Below are 23,567 nucleotides of genomic sequence, written 5' to 3' on the forward strand. Positions count from 1 at the left end.
GCTCTTGCCTTGCCGTGCGACTGTGAACCCCCGAATAGTGACGGATTATTGGCATGGCGAAGAGCGAAGCAGCAGAAAAACCCACCGCAGGGAAAAGCAAACTCAAGCTTATCCTCTTGATTGTCCTGGCGTTGTTGTTGGCCATCGGCCTGTCGGTCGGCGCCACCTGGTATTTCATGCACAGTGCTCAGAGCAAGCCGGCACCGGCTGCGGAGACCGCCACCAACGTCAAACCCGCAGCGATCTATGAGCCCATGGCCCCGGCTTTCGTTGCCAACTACACGCAGAACGGCCGGCAGCGCTACATGCAGGTGAGCATCACCATGCTGGCGCGCAATCAAGCGGACCTGGATGCCCTGAAAGTGCATATGCCAGTGATCCGCAACAACCTGGTGATGCTGTTTTCCGCGCAGAATTTCGACACCCTGGCGACTCCGGTCGGTCAGGAAATGCTCCGCCAGAAAGCCACCGCCAGCGTCCAGGAAGTGGCCCAGAAAGAGGTGGGCAAGGTAGTGGTCGAGCAGTTGCTCTTTACTAACTTCGTATTGCAGTAGGAACACGACATGGCCGTGCAGGACCTGCTGTCCCAGGATGAGATCGACGCGCTGTTGCATGGCGTCGACGACGGTCTGGTACAGACCGAACACGCTGCCGAACCCGGTAGTGTCAAAAGCTACGACCTGACCAGCCAGGATCGCATCGTCCGCGGACGCATGCCGACTCTGGAGATGATCAACGAGCGCTTCGCCCGCTACACCCGGATCAGCATGTTCAACATGTTGCGTCGTTCCGCCGATGTGGCGGTCGGTGGTGTGCAGGTGATGAAGTTCGGCGAGTACGTGCACTCGCTGTACGTTCCCACCAGTCTGAACCTGGTGAAGATCAAGCCGCTGCGCGGCACCGCGCTGTTCATCCTCGACGCCAAGCTGGTGTTCAAGCTGGTGGACAACTTCTTCGGCGGTGACGGCCGTCACGCGAAGATCGAGGGGCGTGAGTTCACTCCCACCGAGCTGCGCGTGGTGCGCATGGTGCTGGAGCAGGCCTTCGTCGACCTCAAGGAAGCCTGGCAGGCGATCATGCCGGTCAATTTCGAGTACATAAACTCCGAAGTGAACCCGGCGATGGCCAACATTGTTGGCCCGAGCGAGGCGGTGGTGGTGTCGACCTTCCATATCGAGCTCGATGGTGGCGGCGGCGACCTGCACGTGACCATGCCGTACTCGATGATCGAGCCGATCCGGGAAATGCTCGACGCCGGTTTCCAGTCCGACCTGGACGACCAGGACGAGCGCTGGAGCAAAGCCCTGCGCGAAGACGTACTGGATGTGGCGGTGCCGCTGAGCGCCACGGTCGCCCGCCGGCAACTGCGCCTGCGCGACATCCTGCACATGCAGCCTGGCGATGTGATCCCGGTGGAGCTACCGGAAGACATGATCATGCGGGCCAACGGCGTGCCGTCGTTCAAGGTCAAGCTGGGTTCCCACAAGGGCAACCTGGCGCTGCAAGTGATCGAACCGATCGAGCGCCGCTGAACGGCGCTCCAACCTGTTTGTTGTTCAATGAATTTTTGCGCGTCGAGGACCCAAGATGGCTGACGAAATTAACTCCCAGGACGATCAGGCGCTGGCCGACGAGTGGGCTGCTGCGCTGGAAGAAACCGGTGATGCCGGCCAGGCCGATATCGACGCTTTGCTGGCGGCCGATGCCGGCGCCGCGGCCAGCGGTGGGCGCCTGCAAATGGAGGAGTTCGGCAGTGTGCCCAAGAACCATGAGCCGGTGAGTCTGGAAGGGCCGAACCTGGACGTGATCCTGGACATCCCGGTATCGATCTCCATGGAAGTGGGCAGCACCGACATCAACATCCGTAACCTGTTGCAGCTCAACCAGGGGTCGGTGATCGAGCTCGATCGCCTTGCGGGCGAGCCGCTGGATGTGCTGGTCAACGGCACCCTGATCGCCCACGGCGAAGTGGTGGTGGTCAACGAGAAGTTCGGTATCCGCCTGACTGACGTGATCAGCCCAAGCGAACGCATCAAGAAGCTGCGCTAAGTGAACAGGCTGCTTGGCGTATTGCTCGGCTTGCCCTTGAGTGCCCTGGCCGCAGAGCCTGTGGCCACTGCCCAGGTGACGGCCGCGGTGCCGGCGGTGGGCAGCCTTAGCGGGCAGCTGGCCCAGTTGGTGCTGGGCCTGTTGCTGGTGGTCGGGCTGATCTTTCTCCTGGCCTGGCTGTTGCGCCGAGTGCAGCAGGCAGGTCCGGCAGGCAAGGGGCAGGTGATCGAGCTGATCGGTTCCCGGGCCCTGGGCCCGCGTGACCGGTTGGTGTTGGTGCAGGTCGGCAACGAGCAGATCCTGCTGGGCCTGACCCCGGGCACGATCACCCCGTTACATGTACTCAAAGAGCCGGTGCAGGTGCCCAGCGCCGAACAGGCCACGCCTGAGTTCGCCCAGCGCCTGATGGAGCTGTTGGGCAAGGATCAGAAGGATAGGAAGTAATGCCGTTGCGCATCATCTTGACGTTGGCCCTGATGCTGGCGGCGCCGCTGGCGCTGGCGGCCGATCCGTTGTCGATCCCGGCCATCACCCTGGGCACCAATGCCAGCGGCCAGCAGGAGTACTCGGTCAGCCTGCAGATCCTGCTGATCATGACTGCGCTGAGTTTCATCCCGGCGTTCGTCATGCTGATGACCAGCTTTACCCGGATCATCATTGTCTTCTCGATCCTGCGCCAGGCCCTGGGGTTGCAGCAGACGCCGTCGAACCAGATCCTCACCGGCATGGCGCTGTTCCTCACCCTGTTCATCATGGCTCCAGTGTTCGACCGGGTGAACCAGGACGCGTTGCAGCCGTACCTGGCGGAAAAGATCACCGCCCAGGATGCGGTGGCCAAGGCCGAGGTGCCGATCAAGGACTTCATGCTGGCACAGACCCGCAGCAGTGATCTGGAGCTGTTCGTGCGCCTGTCCAAGCGTACCGACATTGCCAGTCCTGACCAGGCGCCGTTGACCATCCTGGTGCCGGCCTTCGTCACCTCGGAACTCAAGACGGCGTTCCAGATCGGTTTCATGATCTTCATCCCGTTCCTGATCATCGACCTGGTGGTCGCCAGTGTGCTGATGGCCATGGGCATGATGATGCTGTCGCCGCTGATCATTTCCCTGCCGTTCAAGATCATGCTGTTTGTCCTGGTGGACGGCTGGGCGCTGATCATCGGCACGCTGGCCGGCAGTTTCGGCGGTGTTTAGAACCTTGTTTGCGGGTGATCGACAATGACTCCAGAAGTCGCGGTAGACCTGTTTCGCGAAGCCCTGTGGCTGACCACCATGATGGTTGCCGTGCTGGTGGTGCCCAGCCTGCTGGTGGGCCTGATCGTGGCCATGTTCCAGGCGGCCACGCAGATCAACGAGCAGACCCTGAGCTTCCTGCCGCGCTTGCTGGTGATGCTGGTGACCCTGATTGTCGCCGGCCCCTGGCTGGTGCAGACCTTCATGGAATACATCCGTCAGTTGTACGGCAGTATTCCGCAGTTGATCGGCTGAACCCATGTCCTTGCTGGCGTTGACCGATACCCAGATCAGCAGCTGGGTGGCGAGCTTTGTGCTGCCGCTGTTCCGGGTCACCTCGCTGTTGATGGTGATGCCGGTCTTCGGCACGACCCTGGTGCCGCGGCGGGTGCGCTTGTACTTCGCCCTGGCGATCACCGTGGTGATCACCCCGGCGCTACCGCCCATGCCCGAGGTGCATGCGCTGGACGCCAGTGCCTTGCTGCTGGTGGCTGAGCAGATACTGATCGGTGCCGTGCTCGGGTTTGCCTTGCAGTTGTTCTTCCAGGCCTTTGTCATCGCCGGGCAGATCGTCGCGATCCAGATGGGCATGGGCTTCGCTTCCATGGTCGACCCGACCAACGGTGTCTCGGTGGCGGTGATCGGGCAATTCTTCACCATGCTGGTGACTTTGCTGTTCCTGGCCATGAACGGCCACCTGGTGGTGTTCGAGGTGCTGGTGGAAAGTTTCACCACGCTGCCGGTCGGTGGCGGGCTGATGGTCAATCATTACTGGGAGCTGGTCGGCAAGCTGGGTTGGGTGCTGGGGGCGGCGCTACTGTTGGTGTTGCCGGCGATCACCGCCTTGCTGGTGGTGAACATCGCCTTCGGCGTGATGACCCGGGCGGCGCCACAGTTGAACATCTTCTCCATCGGTTTCCCCCTGACCCTGGTGCTGGGGATGGGTATCGTCTGGATCAGCCTCGCCGACATTCTCAACCAGTATCAACCGCTGGCCGCCGAGGCCTTGCAGTTCTTGCGCGAATTGGCGAGGTCACGTTGAGCCATGGCTGAGAGCGAGAGCGGTCAGGACAAGACAGAAGACCCCACGGAGAAACGCAAGAAGGACTCCCGGGAAAAGGGCGAGATCGCTCGCTCCAAGGAGCTCAACACCCTGGCCATCATGTTGGCCGGGGCCGGAGGCCTGCTGGTCTTCGGTGCGAACCTGGCGCAGAACCTCCTGGAGATCATGCGCCTGAATTTTTCCCTGCCGCGCGATGTGCTGCTCAGCCCCGGGGCCATGGGCTTGTATCTGCTGCACTCGGGCAAGATCGCCATCCTGGCGGTGCAGCCGGTGCTGTTGACGCTGCTGCTGGCGGCCATCATCGGGCCGATTTCCCTGGGAGGCTGGCTGTTCGCCGGCAAGAGCCTGGCGCCCAAGTTCAGCCGGATGAATCCGGCCAATGGGCTGAAGCGGATGTTCTCCTTTACGGCGTTGATCGAGCTGCTCAAGGCCCTGGCCAAGTTCAGCCTGGTGCTATTCGTGGCACTGTCGGTGTTGTCCTCCGATATCGACGACCTGCTGCGGATCGCCCATGAGCCCCTTGAGCTGGCGATCATCCATAGTGTCCAGGTGGTGGGCTGGAGCACCTTGTGGATGGCTTGCGGGCTGATCCTGATTGCCGCGGTGGATGTGCCGGTGCAGCTGTACCAGGCCCACAAGAAGCTGATGATGACCAAGCAGGAAGTGCGCGACGAGCACAAGGACCAGGAGGGGCGACCGGAGGTCAAGCAGCGGATTCGCCAGGTGCAGCGCGAGATGTCCCAGCGGCGGATGATGGCGGCCATCCCTGAGGCTGACGTGGTGATCACCAACCCGACCCACTATGCCGTGGCCCTCAAGTACGATGCCGAGAAGGGCGGGGCGCCGATGCTGCTGGCCAAGGGCACGGACTTCCTGGCGCAACAGATCCGTGAGATCGCCACGGCTCACGAGATCATGTTGCTGCAGTCCCCGGCGCTGGCTCGCTCGATCTACTACTCCACCGAGCTTGAGGAGGAGATCCCGGCCGGCCTGTACCTGGCGGTGGCCCAGGTCCTGGCCTACGTCTATCAGATTCGCCAACATCGCGCCGGCAAGGGCAAGCGCCCGGACCCGCTCAAGGACCCGCAGATCCCCGACGACTTGCAGCGCGACAGCGCCGGCAATCGACCGGCTTCGGGGCCGGCGAAACCTGCCTAGCACGAGCCTCGCCCGTTCGGGCTTGCTCGTCAGAAAAATGGCTAATTGCTATTAACCTTCCCCAAGTCCTTCCAGGTGCAGCTCCTTGCGTGACGAAATGGGCGCAAATGCTTGATTGAGCTGTCCAGGTGAAAGTTGGAAGGCTTCTTGCAGTAGCCGCCCTGTATCGCTTCAGGCGTCAAAAGTTTGCTTTACGGAACGGGGTAAATCGGTGGATCGCACTCAGTTAATCAACACGGCTCGCAGTAACCTGGTCGACCTTGGTCGGGGCAACCTGGGTGTGCCGGTGCTGCTGTTGGTCATGCTGGCCATGATGATGCTGCCGGTGCCGGCGTTCCTGCTGGACGTGTTCTTTACCTTCAACATCGCCCTGTCGATCGTGGTCCTGCTGGTCTGCGTCTACGCCTTGCGGCCACTGGATTTCGCCGTCTTCCCCACCATCCTGCTGGTGGCGACCTTGTTGCGCCTGGCGCTCAACGTGGCGTCGACCCGGGTGGTGATGCTCCACGGCCAAGAGGGGCATGCCGCTGCGGGCAAGGTGATCCAGGCTTTCGGCGAAGTGGTGATCGGCGGCAACTATGTCGTGGGTATCGTGGTTTTCGCGATCCTCATGATCATCAACTTCGTGGTGGTGACCAAGGGTGCGGGGCGGATCTCCGAGGTGAGCGCGCGCTTCACCCTGGACGCCATGCCCGGCAAGCAGATGGCCATCGACGCCGACCTCAACGCCGGCCTGATCGACCAGAACCAGGCCAAGGCGCGCCGCGCCGAAGTCGCCCAGGAAGCCGAGTTCTACGGTTCCATGGACGGTGCCAGCAAGTTCGTTCGCGGTGACGCCATCGCCGGCCTGCTGATCCTGTTCATCAACCTGATCGGCGGTATGGCGGTCGGCATGTTCCAGCACAACATGACCTTTGCCGACGCGGGTCGAGTCTATGCCTTGCTGACCATCGGTGACGGTTTGGTGGCGCAGCTGCCTTCGCTGCTGCTGTCCACCGCGGCGGCGATCATGGTGACCCGGGCCTCGGGTTCCGAGGAAATGGGCAAGCAGATCAATCGCCAGATGTTCGCCTCGCCCAAGGCGCTGGCCGTCGCCGCCGCGCTGATGGCGGTGATGGGGTTGGTGCCGGGCATGCCGCATGTGTCCTTCCTCAGCCTGGCGCTGGTGGCCGGTGGTGCGGCCTACCTGGTCTGGAGAAAGCAGCAGCAGGCCAAGATCCGGGCCGAGGAAGAGGTGCAGCGCCAGCAGGAGCTGCTGCCATCTCCGGCACGCGCCATGGAAACCAAGGAGCTGGGCTGGGATGACGTGACTCCCATCGACATGATCGGCCTGGAAGTCGGCTACCGCCTGATTCCCCTGGTGGACCGCAACCAGGGTGGGCAGTTGCTCGCGCGGATCAAGGGCGTGCGCAAGAAGCTGTCCCAGGACCTGGGATTCCTCATGCCCACCGTGCATATCCGCGATAACCTGGACCTGGCGCCCAGCGCCTATCGCCTGACCCTGATGGGCGTGATCCTGGCCGAGGCCGAGATCTACCCGGATCGCGAACTGGCGATCAACCCGGGGCAGGTCTACGGCACGCTCAATGGCATCGCCGCCCGGGACCCGGCCTTCGGCCTGGAAGCGGTATGGATCGAGATCAGCCAGCGGCCCCAGGCCCAATCCCTGGGCTACACCGTGGTGGACGCCAGCACCGTGGTCGCGACCCACTTGAACCAGATTCTGTACAAGCATTCCAGTGAGCTGATCGGCCACGAGGAAGTCCAGCAACTGATGCAGCTGCTGGCCAAGAGTTCGCCGAAGCTGGCCGAGGAGCTGGTGCCGGGCGTGCTGTCGTTGTCGCAGTTGCTCAAGGTGCTGCAGGCGCTGTTGGCCGAGCAGGTGCCCGTGCGGGACATTCGCAGCATTGCCGAGGCGATCGCCAACAATGCCGCTAAGAGTCAAGATACTGCCGCTTTGGTGGCTGCGGTCCGCGTCGGACTCTCGCGCGCCATTGTCCAAAGCATTGTAGGCACTGAGTCCGAGCTGCCTGTGATCACCTTGGAGCCAAGGTTGGAACAAATTTTGCTCAGCAGTTTGCAGAAGGCAGGACAAGGCCAGGAAGAAGGCGTTCTGCTCGAGCCAAGCATGGCAGAAAAGCTGCAGCGTTCGCTGATCGAAGCGGCGCAGCGTCAAGAGATGCAAGGTCAACCGGTGATCCTGTTGGTTGCAGGTCCGGTCCGCGCCATGCTCTCGCGGTTCGGTCGCTTGGCCGTTCCGGGTTTGCATGTGCTGGCGTACCAGGAAATTCCTGACAACAAGCAAGTGACCATCGTTGCGACAGTAGGGCCCAACGGCTGAGGTAGTGGGTTATGCAAGTTAAGCGTTTTTTCGCCGCCGATATGCGTCAGGCCATGAAGCTGGTTCGTGATGAGCTGGGCGCTGAGGCTGCCATCATCGGCAACCGCCGGATCGCCGGTGGTGTCGAGCTGACGGCGGCGCTGGATTACAAGTTGTCGGCACTGTCGCCGCGGGTTCCGAACATGGAGCTCGAGGACGAGCTGCGCAAGACTCAGTCGCGGATCGTCACGGCCCAGGCCGAACTCAGCCTGCGCAGCGAGGGCGACAGTACCTCGATGACCAACCGTCAGTTGTTCGCCGGCCTGCCGTTGACCGCCGCCGAGCCCCTGATCGAACCAACCCTGACCGAGCGCCCGCGCCCGGCGCCAGCCCCTGCTGCACCGGCGGTGGACAATCGTGCCCTGGATTCGATGCGTTTCGAGCTCAACGGCCTGCGCGAGCTGCTGGAAGTCCAGCTGGGCTCCCTGGCCTGGAGCCAGTTGCAGGGCAGTCGTCCGGAGCAGGCCAATCTCTGGCGCCGGCTGCAGCGCATTGGCCTTTCCGGCCCGCTGGCGCGCGACCTGCTGGCCTTGATCACCGATATCGACGAGCCTCGCCAGGCCTGGCGCATGCTCCTGGCCCACCTGGCGCGGATGATCCAGACACCGGAGCTCGAGCCTCTGGAAGAGGGCGGGGTGATTGCCATGGTCGGCCCGGCCGGCATGGGCAAGACCACGACCCTGGCCAAGCTGGCGGCGCGCTATGTGCTCAAGTACGGTGCGCAGAACATCGCGCTGGTGAGCATGGACAGCTATCGCATCGGCGCCCAGGAGCAACTCAAGACCTTGGGGCGGATCCTCAATGTCTCGGTGACCCATGTCGACCCTGGCCAGTCCCTGGCCCAGGCCCTGGACCCACTGTTGCGCAAGCGCGTGGTGCTGATCGATACCGCCGGCCTGCAGGCCAGCGATCCGGCGCTGCGCATGCAACTGGAAAGCCTGGCCGGTCGCGGTATCCGGGCGAAGAACTACCTGGTGCTGGCCACCACTAGCCAGAAGCAGGTGCTGACCGCCGCCTACCACAGCTACAAGCGCTGCGGCCTGGCCGGTTGCATCCTGACTAAACTGGATGAAACGGCCAGTCTTGGCGAGGTATTGAGCCTGGCCATCAGTCACGAACTGCCGGTTGCCTATCTGACCGATGGGCCGCGGATTCCTGACGACTTGCATCTGCCCCGCCGGCATCAGTTGGTGAGCCGCGCAGTGAGCGTGCAGATGCAGGAAGAACCCAGCGAAGAGGCCATGGCCGACATGTTCGCTGACCTGTACCACAATCCGGCCAAGCGGGTCGGTTGAGGTACTCATGGATAGATTGCAGCGTATCTACATCGATGGTCTGCCAGGCACTGTTCCAATGGTGAACACGCAGCCAGTTATGTGGCCCCGTCTAAGTAAGACAAGGTAAAGAAAGAACATGGGCAGCATGCATCCCGTACAGGTGATTGCGGTGACCGGCGGCAAAGGTGGCGTCGGCAAGACTAATGTGTCAGTGAACTTGTCCCTGGCTCTGGCTGAGCTCGGCCGGCGGGTGTTGCTGCTGGATGCCGACCTGGGATTGGCCAATGTCGATGTCCTGCTGGGACTGACCCCCAAACGTACCCTGGCCGATGTCATCGAAGGGCGCTGCGAGCTGCGCGATGTGCTGCTCCAGGGCCCGGGCGGCATCCGTATCGTGCCGGCAGCCTCGGGCACCCAGAGCATGGTGCACCTGAGCCCGGCCCAGCATGCCGGCCTGATCCAGGCCTTCAGCGACATCGGCGACAACCTCGATGTGCTGGTGATCGACACTGCTGCGGGTATTGGTGACTCGGTAGTCAGTTTTGTCCGCGCGGCCCAGGAAGTGCTGCTGGTGGTCTGCGACGAGCCGACCTCGATCACCGATGCCTACGCCCTGATCAAGCTGCTCAACCGCGACTACGGCATGAACCGTTTCCGGGTCCTGGCCAACATGGCCCAGAGCCCCCAGGAAGGGCGCAACCTGTTTGCAAAGTTGACCAAGGTCACTGATCGGTTCCTGGACGTGGCCTTACAATATGTCGGCGCAGTTCCCTACGACGAAAGCGTGCGCAAGGCCGTGCAAAAGCAGCGTGCGGTCTATGAAGCCTTTCCTCGTTCGAAATGTGCATTGGCGTTCAAGGCCATCGCGCAAAAAGTCGATACCTGGCCATTGCCGGCGAACCCTCGCGGGCACCTGGAGTTTTTTGTCGAGCGGCTAGTGCATCAAACAGCGGGACCGGTGCTATGACTGCCAGTGGCTACAACCTCTACAAGAAGTCGGCGCGTGACAGCCAATACGAACTGATCGAGCGCTATGCGCCCCTGGTCAAGCGTATTGCCTATCACCTGTTGGCGCGGTTGCCGGCCAGCGTCCAGGTGGAAGACCTGATCCAGGCCGGGATGATCGGTTTGCTCGAAGTGTCGACCAAGTACGACGCGAGCAAGGGTGCGAGTTTCGAGACTTACGCGGGTATCCGTATCCGCGGTGCGATGCTCGACGAGGTTCGTAAAGGCGACTGGGCCCCGCGTTCGGTGCACCGTAATACGCGGATGGTCAGTGATGCCATTCGCGCAATTGAAGCTAAAACCGGTCGTGACGCTAAAGATCACGAGGTTGCGGCCGAACTTCAATTGAGCCTCGATGATTATTACGGGATTTTGAACGACACCCTGGGCAGCCGACTGTTCAGTTTCGACGACCTGTTGCAGGACGGCGAACACGAAGGGCTGCACGAGGATGGCGCCAGTGCTCATCTCGAGCCGTCACGGGACCTGGAGGATGAACGCTTCCAGGCCGCGTTGGCGGATGCGATTGCCAATTTGCCGGAGCGCGAGCGACTGGTGTTGGCGCTGTACTACGACGAAGAGCTGAACCTCAAGGAAATCGGTGAGGTCCTGGGGGTCAGCGAATCGCGGGTCAGCCAGTTACACAGCCAGTGCGCGGCCCGCTTGCGGGGGCGTTTGGGGGAGTGGCGAGCGCGCTGACAGGCAGTGTGGGGACACTGCGCCCAAGACCGGTCGGGCCTTGTGCCTGGCCGGTTTTGCAGTATGTGCTCCATGCAGTCGTTGCGTGTTATGCCGGATTGATTGAATGGCGTATCCAGGTACTGGATGCGTTTAAGACTGCTTGGAGGTCGAATTGGACAAGAACATGAAAATCCTCATCGTTGATGACTTCTCAACGATGCGGCGGATCATAAAAAACCTGTTGCGTGATCTGGGTTTCACCAACACGGTCGAGGCCGACGATGGCACCACTGCCATCCCGGTTCTCAACAGCGGGAGCATCGACTTTCTGGTAACGGACTGGAACATGCCGGGTATGACCGGTATCGACCTGCTGCGTCATGTGCGCGCCGATGAAAAACTCAAGCACCTGCCGGTACTGATGGTCACTGCCGAAGCCAAGCGTGAGCAGATCATCGAAGCCGCCCAGGCCGGCGTAAACGGCTATGTCGTCAAACCATTCACGGCCCAGGCGCTGAAAGAGAAGATCGAGAAGATCTTCGAACGCATCGGTTGAGATGCGTAGCCATTGCGCCACGGGGGAGCTATGGAGCATAACGAATCTTCACTGGGCGACTTTGAGTCGACCCTGAAAAAACATGCGCTGGAGCTGGTCGAAAGCCTGGAAAAGGGCAAGTTCGGCGAAGCTGTGCAACTGATCCATGAGCTCAATCAGACCCGTGACCGCGGCCTGTACCAGGAAGTGGGCAAGCTCACCCGCGAGTTGCATAGTGCGATCGTCAATTTCCAGATCGATCCGCACATGCCGCAAGCCGAGGAAGTTTCACAGATCACGGATGCCACCGAGCGCCTGTCCTACGTGGTCCGGCTGACGGAAGCCGCGGCCAACCGCACCATGGACCTGGTGGAGAGCAGCACCCCGCTGGTCAACGGCCTGAGCAGCGAAGCCCAGGCGTTGAGCGTGGACTGGGGGCGCTTCATGCGGCGCGAGGTCGGGGCCGAGGAGTTTCGCGAGCTGGCGCGTCGGGTCGACAGTTTCCTGACTCGTAGCGAACAGGAGACCCGTACCGTCTCGGGCCACCTCAACGACATTCTTCTGGCGCAGGATTACCAGGACCTTACCGGCCAGGTGATCAAGCGCGTGACCCAGTTGGTCACGGAAGTCGAAAGCAATTTGCTCAAACTCGTCTTGATGGCCAGCCAGGTCGATCGTTTCGCCGGCATCGAACATGACCGTGCCTCGATCCTGGCGGAAAAAGATCCGCAAAAACATCTCGCTAAGGGTGAAGGTCCGCAGATTCATGCCGATAAACGGGAAGACGTTATGTCCGGTCAGGACGATGTAGACGATTTGCTTTCCAGCCTTGGATTCTAGGAGCACCCATTAATGAGCTTCGGCGCCGATGAAGAGATCCTTCAGGATTTCCTGGTTGAGGCCGGCGAGATTCTAGAGCAACTGTCCGAACAACTGGTCGAGCTGGAAAGCCGGCCGGATGATGCGGATCTGCTCAACGCAATTTTTCGCGGTTTTCACACTGTTAAAGGGGGCGCCGGCTTCCTCCAGCTCAACGAGCTGGTGGAGTGCTGCCATATCGCCGAGAACGTCTTCGACATCCTGCGCAAGGGTGAGAGGCGTGTCGATTCGGAACTGATGGATGTGGTGCTCGAAGCGCTGGACACGGTGAACAGCATGTTCGGCCAGGTCCGCGAGCGTTCCGAGATCACTCCTGCGACACCTGAACTGCTTTCCGCCCTGGCCCGCCTGGCTGAGCCGGCTGGTGCCGAACCCGCCCCCGAACCGGTGGTGGAAGAGGTGGTGGAAGTGGTAGCGGAGCCTGCGGCCGAAAGCCCGTCGGGCGATATCACCGACAATGAATTCGAACTCCTGCTCGACTCGCTGAGCGCTGCCAAGGCCGAAGCCGAGGCTGCACCTGCTGCTGCGCCAGCGGTTGAGGGCGAAGCGGCCAGTGATGAAATCACCGATGCCGAGTTCGAGTCCCTGCTGGACCAGTTGCATGGCAAGGGCCAGTTCGCCCCCGATGCCATCGCACCTGCCGCGGCCAGTGCCGACAGCGGCGCAGCCGCCGGCAGCGATGAAATTACCGATGATGAATTCGAAGCCTTGCTCGATCAGCTGCATGGCAAGGGCAACTTTGCCGTTGACGCGCTGGAGTCGGCCGTGGCCGCCGTTCCCGCTACGCCGGCAGCCAGTGCCGCCGCCGCGAGCAGTGACCTGATCAGCGATCACGAATTCGAATCCCTGCTCGACGAGCTGCATGGCAAAGGCAAGTTCTCCGACACCCCGGGGACAGCCAAGCCCGCGGCCCCGGCAGCGGCTTCCGCACCGGCTGCGCCATCCGCCCCTGCCGCCGCTGCGGTGGCCAAGCCAGTCGCGCCGAAAGCCGAAGCCAAGGCCGAAGCGCCGAAGCCAGCCGCTGCCCCGGCCCCAGCCCGCGCAGCGGCTGCGGCCCCGGCGGAAAAGCCTGCCAGTGAAGCAGAAACCACGGTGCGCGTGGATACCGCGCGCCTGGACGAAATCATGAACATGGTGGGCGAGCTGGTGCTGGTGCGTAACCGCCTGGTGCGCCTGGGTCTCAACAGTGGCGACGAGGCCATGTCCAAGGCGGTGTCGAACCTCGACGTGGTCACCGCCGACCTGCAGACCGCGGTGATGAAGACCCGCATGCAGCCGATCAAGAAGGTCTTCGGGCGCTTCCCACGCCTGGTTCGCGACCTGGCCCGGCAGCTCAAGAAAGAGATCAACCTGGAGCTGGTGGGGGAAGAAACCGACCTCGACAAGAACCTGGTGGAAGCCCTGGCCGACCCGCTGGTGCACTTGGTGCGCAACGCGGTGGACCATGGTATCGAGTCGCCGGAAGAGCGCGAGGAGTCGGGCAAGTCCCGCCTGGGCAAGGTGGTGCTGGCAGCGGAACAGGAGGGCGACCACATCCTGTTGTCGATCTCCGACGACGGCAAGGGCATGGACCCCAACGTCCTGCGCGCCATCGCGGTCAAGCGCGGGGTGATGGACAAGGACGCCGCCGATCGCCTGAGCGATACCGAGTGCTACAACCTGATCTTCGCCCCGGGCTTCTCCACCAAGACCGAGATCTCCGATGTCTCTGGTCGCGGTGTGGGCATGGACGTGGTCAAGACCAAGATTTCCCAGCTCAACGGCTCGATCAACATCTACTCGACCAAGGGCCAGGGTTCGAAGATCGTGATCAAGGTGCCGTTGACCCTGGCGATCATGCCGACCCTGATGGTGATGCTGGGCAACCAGGCGTTCGCCTTCCCGTTGGTCAACGTCAACGAGATCTTCCACCTCGATCTGTCGCGCACCAATGTGGTGGACGGCCAGGAAGTGGTGATCGTGCGGGACAAGGCCTTGCCCTTGTTCTACCTCAAGCGCTGGCTGGTCAGTTCCGCCGCTCATGAAGAGCAGCGCGAAGGCCACGTAGTGATCCTTTCGGTGGGCACCCAGCGGATCGGCTTCGTCGTTGATCAGTTGGTGGGCCAGGAAGAAGTGGTCATCAAGCCCTTGGGCAAAATGCTTCAGGGAACCCCGGGCATGTCCGGCGCCACCATCACGGGTGATGGTCGCATCGCACTGATCCTCGATGTCCCGAGCATGCTCAAGCGTTACGCCGCACGGCGTATTTGATTCGGAGGGGAGGGGCGCTTGGCCTCGCCCCACCTAACGGAGTGTTTATGGCAGTCAAAGTCCTGGTGGTGGACGATTCGGGTTTTTTCCGCCGCCGCGTCTCGGAAATTCTTTCTGCGGATTCGAGCATCCAGGTCGTCGGTACCGCGACCAATGGTAAAGAGGCGATCGATCAGGCCCTGGCCCTCAAGCCGGACGTGATCACCATGGACTACGAGATGCCGATGATGGACGGCATCACCGCAGTGCGGCACATCATGCAGCGCTGCCCGACCCCGGTCCTGATGTTCTCTTCCCTGACCCATGAAGGCGCGCGGGTGACCCTCGATGCGCTGGACGCTGGGGCCGTGGACTTCCTGCCGAAGAATTTCGAGGACATCTCGCGCAACCCCGAGAAGGTCAAGCAACTGCTGTGCGAGAAGGTCCATAGCATCTCGCGCAGTAATCGTCGCTTCAGCAGCTACAGCACGCCAGCTCCGCAGCCGACTGCCGCTGCGGCGCCGGCTGCGTCCAGCTTCGGCAGCAGCCGCCCGGCACCAGCCCCGGCTCCAAGTCGTGCTCCGGCACCGGCTGCCAGTCCGGCGGCGCCAGCGCCCAAGCGCAAGGCCTACAAACTGGTGGCCATCGGTACTTCCACTGGCGGCCCGGTGGCGCTGCAGCGGGTGCTGACCCAGCTGCCGGCCAACTTCCCGGCGCCGATCGTGTTGATCCAGCACATGCCGGCGGCCTTCACCAAGGCCTTCGCCGAGCGCCTGGACAAGCTTTGCAAGATCAGCGTCAAGGAAGCCGAGGATGGCGACATCCTGCGTCCAGGCCTGGCACTGCTGGCCCCCGGCGGCAAGCAGATGATGGTCGACGGCCGCGGTGCGGTGAAGATCCTGCCCGGCGACGAGCGCCTGAACTACAAGCCGTGCGTGGACATTACCTTCGGCTCGGCGGCCAAGTCCTATAGCGACAAAGTTCTGGCGGTGGTGCTCACCGGCATGGGGGCGGACGGGCGCGAAGGCGCACGGTTGCTCAAGCAGGGCGGCAGCGCGGTCTGGGCCCAGGATGAGGCCAGTTGCGTGATCTATGGCATGCCCATGGCCATCGTCAAGGCCAACCTGGCGGATGCGGTGTACAGCCTGGACGATATCGGCCGGCACCTGGTCGAGGCTTGCCTGTAATGGATGTGCTCAGCCTTATCGGCATCATCATGGCGTTCGTCGCCATCGTGGGCGGCAACTACCTCGAAGGTGGTCATCTGTCGGCCCTGGCCAATGGTCCGGCAGCCTTGATCGTGCTTGGCGGGACCATCGGCGCGGCCTTGTTGCAATCGCCGCTGAGTGCCTTCAAGCGCGCCATGCAGATCCTGGCGTGGATCCTGTTTCCGCCGCGGGTCGACCTGGCTGGCGGTATCGACCGGGTGGTCAACTGGAGCCTGACGGCGCGCAAGGAGGGCTTGCTGGGCCTGGAAGGCGTGGCGGATGCCGAACCGGATACCTATTCGCGCAAGGGCCTGCAGTTGCTGGTGGATGGCGCCGAGCCGGAAGCGATCCGCAGCATCCTGGAAGTCGACTTCTACACCCAGGAGAGTCGTGATATCGAGGCCGCCAAGGTGTTCGAGAGCATGGGCGGCTATGCCCCCACCATCGGTATCATCGGGGCGGTCATGGGCCTGATCCACGTGATGGGCAACCTGGCCGATCCATCGCAGTTGGGCAGTGGTATCGCCGTGGCCTTCGTCGCCACCATCTATGGCGTGGCCAGTGCCAACCTGGTGCTGTTGCCGATCGCGGCGAAGCTGAAGTCCATCGCCCTGCGCCAATCGCGGTATCGGGAAATGCTCCTGGAGGGCATCCTGTCCATCGCCGAAGGCGAGAATCCCCGCTCCATCGAGCTGAAGCTGCAAGGCTTCATGGACTGATTATGGCCCGTCGTCGTCAGCATGAAGAACACGTCAACCACGAGCGCTGGTTGGTTTCCTACGCCGACTTCATCACCCTGTTGTTCGCGTTTTTCGTGGTCATGTACTCGATCTCCTCGATCAACGAGGGCAAGTACAAGGTCATTTCCGAAGCGCTGGTCGGGGTCTTCACCGATTCCGATCGCGCCCTCAAGCCGATTCCCATTGGTGACGAGCGGCCCAAGACCGTGACTCCGGCCAAGCCTCTGGTCAAGGACAGCGAGCAGACCGACGCCGGTATTTCCGGTGGTAGCGACCCGCTCAAGAGCATCGCCGACGATATCAGCGCTGCCTTCGGCGACTTGATCAGCTCCGACCAGATGACGGTGCGTGGCAACGAGCTGTGGCTGGAGATCGAGCTCAATTCCAGCCTGCTGTTCGGCAGCGGCGATGCCATGCCCAGCGACAAGGCGTTCAGCATCATCGACAAGGTGGCGAAGATCCTCAAACCCTTCGACAACCCGATCCATGTCGAGGGTTTTACCGACAACCAGCCGATCCAGACCATGCAGTACCCCACTAACTGGGAGCTGTCTTCGGCACGTTCGGCAAGTATCGTGCGCATGCTGGCGATGCAGGGAGTGAACCCGGCACGCATGGCTTCGGTAGGGTATGGCGAGTTCCAGCCGGTGGCCAACAATGCCACCGCCGAGGGCCGGGCACGCAATCGCCGGGTGGTGCTGGTGGTCTCGCGAAACCTGGATGTGCGCCGTAGCCTGACCGGCACAGGCAGCGCCAATGCGACGCCGGATGCGGCACTCAAGCGGGCTGGCACACAAACTGCACCAACCGCGGTGAAAACGCCGGTACAGAGGAACGCCGTCAATTCTCCGTCACCTGCTTTATAACTTTGCGCTATGTCTCGCCCTGCTGTGGCCGGGCGGGAGGAACAAACCGAATGAGAGTCTGGGCTGTTGCCAATCAAAAGGGTGGTGTTGGTAAAACCACCAGTTCTATCGCTTTAGCCGGCTTGCTGGCGGAGGCGGGCAAGCGCGTGGTCGTGGTCGACCTCGACCCCCACGGCTCCATGACCAGTTATTTCGGTTATGACCCTGACAGCCTGGAGCACAGCAGCTACGACCTGTTCCTGCACAAGGGCAATGTGCCCGAGGATCTGCCTGGGCAGTTGCTGCTGGGCACCAGCCATGAACGCATCTCGCTCCTGCCATCGAGCACCGCCCTGGCGACCCTGGAGCGCCAGTCGCCGGGGCAGAGCGGCCTGGGCCTGGTGATTGCCAAGAGCCTGGCCCAGTTGTGGCAGGACTTCGACTATGCCGTGATCGACAGCCCGCCGCTGTTGGGGGTGCTGATGGTCAACGCCCTGGCGGCCAGCCAGCAATTGGTGATCCCGGTGCAGACCGAGCACCTGGCGGTCAAGGGCCTGGAGCGCATGGTCAATACCCTGGCGATGGTCAATCGCTCGCGCAAGCAGCCGCTGCCGTTCACCATCGTGCCGACCCTGTTCGACCGTCGGACCCAGGCCTCCCTGGGCACATTGCGGATCCTGCGCGACAAGTTCCCCGAGGAGATCTGGCAGGGCTATATCCCCGTGGACACGCGCCTGCGCGATGCCAGCCGGGCTGGAGTCACTCCTTCGCAGTTCGATGGCAAGAGTCGCGGGGTCCTGGCCTACAAGGCCTTGCTCAAGCACCTGCTAGCCCAGCAACTCGTGGCGCAGGTGGCCTGACGTGAAGCGCCATTCAAGTCGCCCGGCAGTGCAGCCGATAACCCCTACAGATCGTTATGCAGGGGTGTCTGCATGGGTGTCCTCATGAATCGTCCCCTGGATATCAAGAACCGGCCGCAGCTGGCGTTGCAGTCGTACCTGGACGCGTTGCTGCAGGACGCTACCGAAGAGGAGCAGGTTCCGGAGCCGGTAGCGCAGGTCGTGTTGCCCGCCGCCCCACTCGTCGAGGAGGTTTCCAGCGAAGTCCTGGACGAGTTCCAGGCTGCGGTGTTGGAGGAGCAGGCCCGGGATGCACGGAGCCAGCACCAGGCAGCACCTGCCGAGCAAGCCAAGGTCGTACCGGCGGCCCCGGTAATGGATGCACCGGCGCCCTTGCCCAGCCCCGTGGTGCCGATGCTCCAGGCGCTGGTGCCACCGCTGGTGGAAGTTCACCTGCCGCCGAGCAACACGCCGCCGCCAGCCGCCGGTAGTGATCGTCCCAGTTGGGCGGCCGAGCCTTTCGAGTGCCTGCTGTTCGATGTCGCCGGCCTGACCCTGGCAGTGCCCCTGGTCTGCCTGGGCTCGATCTACTCCCTGGCCGGTCAGGAGTTGACGCCGTTGTTCGGGCAGCCGGAATGGTTCCTCGGCATCCTGCCGAGCCAGGCGGGCAACCTCAAGGTCCTGGATACCGCGCGCTGGGTCATGCCGGATCGGTATCGCGATGATTTTCGCCAGGGCCTGCAGTACGTGATCTCGGTCCAGGGCTACGAGTGGGGACTGGCCGTGCATCAGGTCAGTCGCTCGTTGCGCCTGGACCCCAATGAAATCAAGTGGCGCAGCCATCGTGGCCAACGCCCCTGGCTGGCCGGCACGGTGATCGAACACATGTGCGCCCTGCTTGACGTGGCCGAACTGGCGGAGCTGATCGCCACCGGTGGCGCCAAGCAGCTGGCAATCAGTCAAGCGGCCCACAAGCCGAAGTGAACCAAACACAGGCCGCGCCAGTGGGGCGCGGCCATACAGAACACACGCCGTTTCCAACGGTATTTTGAGGGGTCAGGGTATGAATAAGTCGTCGTCTGCACAGGGTTCCGAAGATCCGATCCTGCAATGGGTCACCTTCAAGCTGGATAACGAGTCCTATGGCATCAACGTGATGCGGGTCCAGGAAGTCCTGCGCTACACCGAGATCGCTCCGGTGCCGGGCGCGCCCAGCTATGTCCTGGGGATCATCAACCTGCGGGGTAATGTGGTCACCGTGATCGACACTCGCCAGCGTTTCGGCCTGGTGCCCACCGAGGTCAACGACAACACTCGGATCGTCATCATCGAAGCCGACAAGCAAGTGGTCGGGATCATGGTCGACAGCGTGGCCGAAGTGGTCTACCTGCGTCAGTCGGAAGTCGAGACTGCACCGAATGTCGGCAATGAAGAGTCGGCCAAGTTCATCCAGGGCGTCTGCAACAAGAACGGCGAGCTGCTGATCCTCGTCGAACTGGACAAGATGATGAGCGAAGAGGAATGGTCGGAACTGGAGAGTATCTGATTGATCCTCGAGGTAGCGGTTATTGTCCTGGCGATCTTCTGGGTCGCCACACTGGCCATGTTCTTGTCTTATGCCCGCAACCAGCGCCAGATCGCTGCGCAGCAGGCAGAAGGCGACGCCCTGCGCGACCAGCGGATCAAGGAGCTGGCCAAGCGCGTCGACCATTACCAGAACGGTACGGTGCGCATGGGCGAAGACCTGCATGAGCTGCGCGCAGTCGTGGCGCCGTTGCCGGACAAGCTGGCCCAGCTGGAGCAGCGAGACCCCTCAAGTCTGTCCTTCGCCCAGGCTGCCCGCCTGGTCGGCATGGGTGCCAGCGTTGACGAGTTGACCCAGTCCTGCGGCCTGACCCAGGCCGAGGCAGAGCTGGTCAGCAAGCTGCACAGAGGCTGACCGTCAGCCGCAAGCCGCAAGCTTCAAGCTTGCGGCTCATGGCTTGCAGCGGCTCTTCTAGTAATCGTCGCCGCGTTCGGTGACGTCCTTCTCCGACTCTATCTGTTGCGGATCGTGGCCTGCCGGGAACTTGCCCTTGAGGTTCCAGGCGAACGCGATGATCTCGGCGATGGTCCGGTACAGCTCCGGCGGAATGCTGTCGCCCAACTCCAGCCGGGCCAGCAATCTCACCAGTTCGGCGTTCTCATAGATCGGTACTTCATAGTCCCGGGCAATCTTCAGGATGGCTTCGGCCAGTTCGTCATCGCCCTTGGCGGTGAGCGTCGGGGCCTGTTGGCCGTCATATTTCAGGGCGATGGCCTGGCGAGGTGGGGCAGAGTGCTTCATGCGGTTTCGTCGACCCAGCGTTGTTCCAATCGGGTTTGTGGACCTTGGGGGGGGATGCCGAGGTGGCAATCCAGGTCGCCGACATTCAGGCCCGAGGCCAACAAGCGCTCGCGCAGGTTGCCCAGGTGGCTTTCGATCAGGCTTGCGGTGTAGGGGCGCTCGGCCCACAGCTGGCTGCAGAGGCGGCCCTGGATCAATTGTGCCTGGACTTGCAAGGGGCCCAGCGGCTCCAGGTCGAAGGCCAGGTCCACTCGCCATAGCGCCTGCCTGGGCTCGCGTTCCTCACGTTTGTTCTGGGGCTGTTGTTCCGGCTCGGGCGGCTCCTCGCGTTGCAGCTTGACCTGCAACGGCACGATGTCCTGCAGGTTGCGCATGGGGATTTCCAGCTGCCAGGTCGTCAGCAGTCGACCGTCGTCGGTGCGCCCGCTTTGTTCCAGGCTGGCCAGTTGATGGCTCTGCAGGCGTGATATCGCTGCAGCAGCCAGGCGCAGCAGTTGTTCCAGGCTGTCTGAACCTTCCAGGCTCTGCAACAAGCGTTCGGGGAGCGGGAAGCCACCGGGCGTGGGCTTGCTGGCGAGTTGGCCGAGGGTTCCCAGTGCACCGCGCACGAAGTTCGGTAGCGACTGGGCCAGTGTGCTGGCGGCCAGGATGGCATTGAGGCTGGTGGAGGAGGGCAGGGCTGGCGTCAGCTGTGCGACCAGGCGTAGCAGGTCGGCCTTGAGGTCCGATGCCTGGCCTGGATTGCCGGTGGCCAGTTGGGCTTCCAGAAACGCACCGCTGCCCAGCAGAGCTTGAGCCACCCCACGGCTGGTACTCAGTTGTTGCGCATCGGGCAGGTTGCCCAGCAGGCGCTCGATTGCTGAGCGCAGTTGCGTGTCTGCCTGGTCGCTGTCGGCCGGCAGATTTTGCAAGGCATTGAGCAGAGCCCCCAAGGAGCCCTGGCGGCCTTGTTGGGTCGCCAGTTGGGCGGCAATGGCCAGTTGATCCTGGCGGTTGCTCAAGGGGACGAAATTCAGGGTCTGAGCGTCGCTGACCAGGGCGCTCAACAAACTGCCGATACGCAGTGGCTGCGGGCTTTCCAGGCTCAGGGTGCTGCCGCTCTGGGCGGTGTTGAGCAGGCTCACCAGGGAGCGGTACACCGCGGGTTGGTTGCTCCCCTGGGGCAGCGCCTGGGAAGTCAGTACCTTGCCCTGCAGCAGGGTGCCGGGTGGCAGTTGCGTGGTGTCCAGTCGGGTCAAGGCGGCAACGCTGGAGGCGATGGCCTGCTGCACCGTGATGGCCAGGTTACCCGCCGACGGTTGGGTCACCGCCAGGCTGGTGCCCTGGGGCAGGGGTTGGCTGCTGGTGGCCTGCAAGGTGGTTTGCCGGCCATTGTCCAAGGTCAGCTTGAGCAGCAGCTCGAAGGTCTGGTCGGTCTGCTTGAGCGACAGCACTTCAGCCTTGGCGCTCTGGCCGGCGGCGATCAGCCCTTCCAGCGGCAGCGTCAGCTTGAGCAGTTCACCACTGGGCACCTGGGGACGCGAGGCGCCGGGAGCGGGCGTCGGTGGCAGCGGGAGGATGTTCATTTCGCCTGTCATTCGGACACAACCTGTGGAAATTAACCCCCTATAAGGTAGGGACTCACATGTATAATGCCGCCCGTCTTTGAAGGAGTGGTAAAAACAATACAATTGTTTGACGCAGCTCTCTAGAACAGGCCGCCAATGCATTTATCCTGCATCCCTTTAACGGCCGCTCCACTGCCGACTTGAACCCGTAAAGGCCCGTTATCCCTTGACCAGCCCTCTTCTCGAAGCCGTTGCACTCGCTTGTGAGCGCGATTGGCGGATGCTGTTTGAACACCTCGAGTTGCGCCTGACGGCTGGAGACATGGTGCAGATCAGCGGCCCCAATGGCAGTGGCAAGACCAGCCTGCTGCGCCTGCTTGCCGGACTGATGCAACCCACCAGTGGCCAGGTACTGCTCAATGGCCAGCCACTGCATGCCCAGCGTGCCGAACTGGCGCGCAATCTGTTGTGGATCGGGCATGCCGCTGGCATCAAGGATCTGCTTACTGCCGAGGAAAACCTGCGTTGGCTCTGCGCTCTGCATCAACCGGTTCGGCGCGAAGCGATCTGGCAGGCCCTGGCTGCCGTTGGCCTGAAAGGTTTCGAAGACGTGCCCTGCCATACCTTGTCCGCCGGCCAGCAGCGTCGCGTGGCCCTGGCGCGCTTGTACCTGGACAGCCCACCGCTGTGGATTCTCGATGAGCCCTTCACCGCCCTCGACAAGCAAGGGGTGGCCCAGCTCGAGGAGCACCTGGCTGCCCACTGCGAACGAGGCGGCATCGTGCTGCTGACGACCCACCACAGCCTGACCCGGACGCCATCGGGTTATCGCGATATCGATCTTGGACGGTGGGCCGCATGAGTGTCTTTGCCTTGTTGGTCGCCCGGGAAGCACGGCTGCTGTGCCGTCGCCCGGCGGAGTTGGCCAACCCCCTGGTATTTTTCGCAATCGTTGTCGCATTGTTTCCGCTGGCGGTGGGACCTGAGACACAATTGTTGCAAACCTTGTCTCCTGGGCTGGTCTGGGTAGCGGCCCTATTGTCCGTCCTGCTCTCGCTGGACGGGCTGTTTCGCAGTGATTTCGAAGATGGTTCCCTGGAGCAGTGGGTCCTTTCGTCGCACCCCCTGGCACTTCTGGTCCTGGCCAAGGTACTGGCACACTGGGTTTTTTCTGGTCTGGCACTAGTATTGCTGTCGCCTTTGCTGGCCGTGATGCTGGGGCTGCCGGTAGCTTGCCTGCCGGTGCTATTGCTCTCGTTGCTGCTGGGCACGCCGGTACTCAGCCTGCTTGGAGCGGTAGGCGCGGCATTGACGGTGGGACTCAAGCGCGGCGGCCTGTTGCTGGCGCTGCTGATCCTGCCTTTGTATATCCCGGTGTTGATTCTGGGCAGTGGTGCCTTGCAGGCAGCATTGCAAGGGCTGCCGGCGACGGGTTTCCTGCTATGGCTTGGTAGCCTGACTGCCTTGGCAGTAACCCTGACACCCTTTGCAATAGCTGCTGGCCTGAAGATCAGCGTCGGCGAATAATGAGGTCTGGTTGTTTTTTAACCAGTAAAGACCCTGGCTGTTCGTGA

Annotated in this window: 26 protein-coding genes; 24 read left to right on the forward strand and 2 right to left on the reverse strand. The window is 62.3% G+C overall.

Annotated features, from left to right (window positions below):
- Positions 1–53 precede the first annotated feature (53 nt).
- From fliL to ATY02_RS09775, 22 genes are all read left to right on the forward strand, one after another.
- Positions 54–554 carry a flagellar basal body-associated protein FliL gene (fliL, locus tag ATY02_RS09670; RefSeq protein ID WP_068578551.1) on the forward strand — a complete coding sequence of 167 codons (501 nt, stop codon included), beginning with the start codon at positions 54–56 and terminating at the stop codon, positions 552–554.
- 9 nt (positions 555–563) lie between these two features.
- A complete protein-coding gene (fliM, locus tag ATY02_RS09675; protein WP_068578549.1) occupies positions 564–1,532 on the forward strand; it encodes a flagellar motor switch protein FliM in 969 nt (322 codons plus the stop codon).
- Positions 1,533–1,587: 55 nt separating this feature from the next.
- A complete protein-coding gene (fliN, locus tag ATY02_RS09680; RefSeq protein ID WP_068578547.1) occupies positions 1,588–2,049 on the forward strand; it encodes a flagellar motor switch protein FliN in 462 nt (153 codons plus the stop codon).
- The gene (gene fliO / locus ATY02_RS09685) at positions 2,050–2,493 is read left to right on the forward strand and encodes a flagellar biosynthetic protein FliO (protein WP_068578545.1); all 444 of its coding nucleotides are present in this window, start codon (positions 2,050–2,052) and stop codon (positions 2,491–2,493) included.
- Positions 2,493–3,242 carry a flagellar type III secretion system pore protein FliP gene (fliP, locus tag ATY02_RS09690; protein WP_068578543.1) on the forward strand — a complete coding sequence of 250 codons (750 nt, stop codon included), beginning with the start codon at positions 2,493–2,495 and terminating at the stop codon, positions 3,240–3,242. The genes fliO and fliP overlap by 1 nt, the downstream gene beginning before the upstream one ends.
- 24 nt (positions 3,243–3,266) lie before the next feature.
- Positions 3,267–3,536, forward strand: a complete 270-nt coding sequence (gene fliQ, locus ATY02_RS09695) for a flagellar biosynthesis protein FliQ (protein WP_022643038.1) — start codon at positions 3,267–3,269, stop codon at positions 3,534–3,536.
- A gap of 4 nt (positions 3,537–3,540) precedes the next feature.
- Positions 3,541–4,323, forward strand: coding sequence for a flagellar biosynthetic protein FliR (gene fliR / locus ATY02_RS09700; RefSeq protein WP_068578541.1), 783 nt, complete (start codon positions 3,541–3,543; stop codon positions 4,321–4,323).
- 3 nt (positions 4,324–4,326) lie between these two features.
- A complete protein-coding gene (gene flhB / locus ATY02_RS09705) occupies positions 4,327–5,502 on the forward strand; it encodes a flagellar biosynthesis protein FlhB (RefSeq protein ID WP_068578539.1) in 1,176 nt (391 codons plus the stop codon).
- Positions 5,503–5,713: 211 nt separating this feature from the next.
- Positions 5,714–7,843: a flagellar biosynthesis protein FlhA gene (gene flhA, locus ATY02_RS09710; RefSeq protein WP_068578537.1), complete on the forward strand. Its 2,130-nt coding sequence runs from the start codon at positions 5,714–5,716 to the stop codon at positions 7,841–7,843.
- Positions 7,844–7,854: 11 nt separating this feature from the next.
- A complete protein-coding gene (gene flhF, locus ATY02_RS09715) occupies positions 7,855–9,177 on the forward strand; it encodes a flagellar biosynthesis protein FlhF (protein ID WP_068578535.1) in 1,323 nt (440 codons plus the stop codon).
- 118 nt (positions 9,178–9,295) lie between these two features.
- Positions 9,296–10,126 carry a flagellar synthesis regulator FleN gene (gene fleN, locus ATY02_RS09720; RefSeq protein ID WP_016963180.1) on the forward strand — a complete coding sequence of 277 codons (831 nt, stop codon included), beginning with the start codon at positions 9,296–9,298 and terminating at the stop codon, positions 10,124–10,126.
- The gene (gene fliA / locus ATY02_RS09725; RefSeq protein ID WP_011060003.1) at positions 10,123–10,863 is read left to right on the forward strand and encodes an RNA polymerase sigma factor FliA; all 741 of its coding nucleotides are present in this window, start codon (positions 10,123–10,125) and stop codon (positions 10,861–10,863) included. The genes fleN and fliA overlap by 4 nt, the downstream gene beginning before the upstream one ends.
- Positions 10,864–11,029: 166 nt before the next feature.
- Entirely contained in the window at positions 11,030–11,401 is a 372-nt protein-coding gene (locus tag ATY02_RS09730; protein ID WP_003183998.1) for a chemotaxis response regulator CheY, read from the forward strand.
- A gap of 30 nt (positions 11,402–11,431) precedes the next feature.
- The gene (locus ATY02_RS09735) at positions 11,432–12,220 is read left to right on the forward strand and encodes a protein phosphatase CheZ (protein ID WP_068578533.1); all 789 of its coding nucleotides are present in this window, start codon (positions 11,432–11,434) and stop codon (positions 12,218–12,220) included.
- A 12-nt stretch (positions 12,221–12,232) separates the two neighbouring features.
- A complete protein-coding gene (locus ATY02_RS09740) occupies positions 12,233–14,509 on the forward strand; it encodes a chemotaxis protein CheA (protein WP_068607988.1) in 2,277 nt (758 codons plus the stop codon).
- A 47-nt stretch (positions 14,510–14,556) separates the two neighbouring features.
- On the forward strand, positions 14,557–15,675 hold the full coding sequence (locus ATY02_RS09745; protein WP_068578467.1) for a protein-glutamate methylesterase/protein-glutamine glutaminase: 1,119 nt from the start codon (positions 14,557–14,559) through the stop codon (positions 15,673–15,675).
- Positions 15,675–16,415 (forward strand): flagellar motor protein, encoded by a 741-nt coding sequence (locus ATY02_RS09750; protein ID WP_068578465.1) that lies wholly within the window; start codon positions 15,675–15,677, stop codon positions 16,413–16,415. The genes ATY02_RS09745 and ATY02_RS09750 overlap by 1 nt, the downstream gene beginning before the upstream one ends.
- 2 nt (positions 16,416–16,417) lie before the next feature.
- A complete protein-coding gene (gene motD, locus ATY02_RS09755) occupies positions 16,418–17,302 on the forward strand; it encodes a flagellar motor protein MotD (protein ID WP_068578463.1) in 885 nt (294 codons plus the stop codon).
- 50 nt (positions 17,303–17,352) lie between these two features.
- The gene (locus ATY02_RS09760) at positions 17,353–18,141 is read left to right on the forward strand and encodes a ParA family protein (protein ID WP_068578460.1); all 789 of its coding nucleotides are present in this window, start codon (positions 17,353–17,355) and stop codon (positions 18,139–18,141) included.
- An 84-nt stretch (positions 18,142–18,225) separates the two neighbouring features.
- Entirely contained in the window at positions 18,226–19,104 is an 879-nt protein-coding gene (locus ATY02_RS09765; protein WP_068578468.1) for a CheW domain-containing protein, read from the forward strand.
- Positions 19,105–19,183: 79 nt separating this feature from the next.
- On the forward strand, positions 19,184–19,666 hold the full coding sequence (locus tag ATY02_RS09770; protein ID WP_011060011.1) for a chemotaxis protein CheW: 483 nt from the start codon (positions 19,184–19,186) through the stop codon (positions 19,664–19,666).
- Positions 19,667–20,059 carry a DUF2802 domain-containing protein gene (locus ATY02_RS09775; RefSeq protein WP_068578458.1) on the forward strand — a complete coding sequence of 131 codons (393 nt, stop codon included), beginning with the start codon at positions 19,667–19,669 and terminating at the stop codon, positions 20,057–20,059.
- Between the two features lie 57 nt (positions 20,060–20,116).
- On the opposite strand, the gene ATY02_RS09780 is transcribed toward ATY02_RS09775, so the two are convergent.
- Both ATY02_RS09780 and ATY02_RS09785 read right to left on the reverse strand, forming a co-directional pair.
- Positions 20,117–20,446 (reverse strand): EscU/YscU/HrcU family type III secretion system export apparatus switch protein, encoded by a 330-nt coding sequence (locus ATY02_RS09780; protein ID WP_068596061.1) that lies wholly within the window; start codon positions 20,444–20,446, stop codon positions 20,117–20,119.
- A complete protein-coding gene (locus ATY02_RS09785; protein WP_068578472.1) occupies positions 20,443–22,023 on the reverse strand; it encodes a flagellar hook-length control protein FliK in 1,581 nt (526 codons plus the stop codon). The genes ATY02_RS09780 and ATY02_RS09785 overlap by 4 nt, the downstream gene beginning before the upstream one ends.
- 196 nt (positions 22,024–22,219) lie before the next feature.
- Between ATY02_RS09785 and ccmA the strand changes: the two genes are divergently transcribed.
- Both ccmA and ccmB read left to right on the forward strand, forming a co-directional pair.
- Positions 22,220–22,855 (forward strand): cytochrome c biogenesis heme-transporting ATPase CcmA, encoded by a 636-nt coding sequence (gene ccmA / locus ATY02_RS09790; RefSeq protein ID WP_068578474.1) that lies wholly within the window; start codon positions 22,220–22,222, stop codon positions 22,853–22,855.
- Complete coding sequence (ccmB, locus tag ATY02_RS09795) at positions 22,852–23,520, forward strand: heme exporter protein CcmB (RefSeq protein ID WP_068578476.1); 669 nt, start codon at positions 22,852–22,854, stop codon at positions 23,518–23,520. Before ccmA ends, ccmB begins: the two co-directional genes overlap by 4 nt.
- Positions 23,521–23,567: the final 47 nt, after the last annotated feature.

The sequence above is a fragment of the Pseudomonas sp. BIOMIG1BAC genome (genome assembly GCF_001705995.2).
Taxonomy (GTDB): domain Bacteria; phylum Pseudomonadota; class Gammaproteobacteria; order Pseudomonadales; family Pseudomonadaceae; genus Aquipseudomonas; species Aquipseudomonas sessilinigenes.